Origin of the sequence: Stutzerimonas tarimensis, from assembly GCF_042648805.1 — a bacterium.
In the GTDB taxonomy this organism is placed as follows: domain Bacteria; phylum Pseudomonadota; class Gammaproteobacteria; order Pseudomonadales; family Pseudomonadaceae; genus Azomonas; species Azomonas tarimensis.
Window position 1 is genome coordinate 1 of record NZ_JBHRXZ010000035.1, and the last position, 1,829, is coordinate 1,829.

The window sequence follows — 1,829 nt, forward strand, 5'->3', positions numbered from 1 at the left end:
GTGCTCCACCCGGCCACTGTCGTCTTTCCTGCCGTCCTGGCGGCGGCGCAGGACCTGGGCAAGAGCGGACGCGAACTGATCGTAGCGGCGGTGGCCGGCTACGAGGCGGGCATCCGCATCGGTGAATTCCTTGGCCGTTCCCATTACCGGATCTTCCACACCACCGCCACGGTGGGCACCCTGGCCGCGGCGGTCGGGGTCGGCAAGCTGATGGGCTTCGACCGCGCGCGCTTCAGCCACCTGTTCGGCAGCGCCGGGACCCAGGCCGCGGGTCTGTGGGAGTTCCTGCGCGATGCGGCCGACTCCAAGCAGCTGCACACCGCCAAGGCCGCCGCCGACGGCCTGCTCGCAGCCTACCTGACCGCCGACGGCCTGACCGGGGCGAAGAACATTCTCGAAGGCGACCAGGGCCTGGCCGCCGGCATGTCCAGCGACGCCGATCCGGCGCGGCTGTCCGATCGGCTCGGCAGCCGCTGGGCGCTGGCGGAGACTTCCTTCAAGTTCCACGCCTCCTGCCGCCACACCCACCCCGCCGCCGACGCGCTGCTGGCGCTGATGCAGCGCGAGGGGCTCAACGCCGACGAGATCGCCAGCGTCACCACCCGGGTGCACCAGGGCGCCATCGACGTGCTGGGCCGGGTGCAGGTGCCGCAGACCGTGCACCAGGCAAAGTTCTCCATGGGCACGGTACTCGGCCTGATCGCCGTCTACGGCAAGGCCGGGCTCCCCGAATTCCACCAGCACGCCCTGGGCGACCCGCGCGTCGGCGCATTCCGCGACAAGGTGAGCATGAGGCTGGACCCGGAAGTCGACGGCGCCTATCCACAGCGCTGGCTCGGCCGGGTGGAGGTCACCACCCGCGACGGGCGCCGCCTGAGCGCCGCTGTCGACGAACCCAAGGGCGACCCGGGCAACAGCCTGAGCCGCGACGAGCTGGAGGACAAGTTCCGCCGGCTGGTGGCCTTCTCCGGCGCCCGCTCGGCGGATCAGGCCGGCGAGCTGATCGCCAGCGTCTGGCGGCTGCGGGAGCTGGACGATCTGCAGGTCATCGCCTGAGCGCTCCCGGCCACTTCACCATCATGCCGGACGCCACGGCGCGCCCGGCCTTCGATACGCCTCAATGCGCAGGATTTCGCGATGAACGACACCACCCGCAAACCCCGCCCGCTCGATGGCATCACCGTGGTCAGCCTGGAGCACGCCATCGCCGCGCCGTTCTGCACCCGTCAGCTCGCCGACCTGGGCGCGCGGGTGATCAAGATCGAGCGGCCCGGCGCCGGCGATTTCGCCCGTGGCTACGATGAGCGCGTCGGCGGCCTCTCCTCCCACTTCGTCTGGACCAACCGCTCCAAGGAGAGCCTGGCGCTGGACCTCAAGCAGGCCGAGGCCGGCGAGATCCTGATGAATCTCCTGGCCAGGGCCGACGTGCTGGTACAGAACCTGGCGCCGCGCGCCGCCGCCCGCATGGGCCTGTCCTTCGAGGCGTTGCATGAGCGCTTTCCGCAACTGATCGTCTGCGACATCTCCGGCTATGGCGAAGGCGGCCCTTACGAGACCAAGAAAGCCTACGACCTGCTGATCCAGAGCGAGGGCGGCTTCCTATCGGTAACCGGCGGCCCCGGCGAGAACGAAATGGCCAAGGCCGGTTGCTCCATTGCGGACATCGCCGCCGGCATGTATGCCTACAGCAGCATTCTCTCGGCGCTGTTGCTGCGCCAGACCACCGGGGAAGGCAGCCGCATCGACGTCTCCATGCTGGAAAGCCTGGTGGAGTGGATGGGCTACCCGCTCTACTACGCCTACGACGGCGCCCCGCCGCCGCCGCGTGC

2 protein-coding genes are annotated in these 1,829 nt (G+C 69.8%); both read left to right on the top strand.

What is annotated here, in order from left to right:
* Window positions 1-1,056 (top strand): MmgE/PrpD family protein (locus ACFOMF_RS18370; protein WP_386367638.1); only part of this gene is annotated, 1,056 nt, incomplete at its 5' end.
* An 81-nt stretch (window positions 1,057-1,137) separates the two neighbouring features.
* A partial coding sequence (locus ACFOMF_RS18375; protein ID WP_386367640.1) for a CaiB/BaiF CoA transferase family protein occupies window positions 1,138-1,829 on the top strand: 692 nt, incomplete at its 3' end.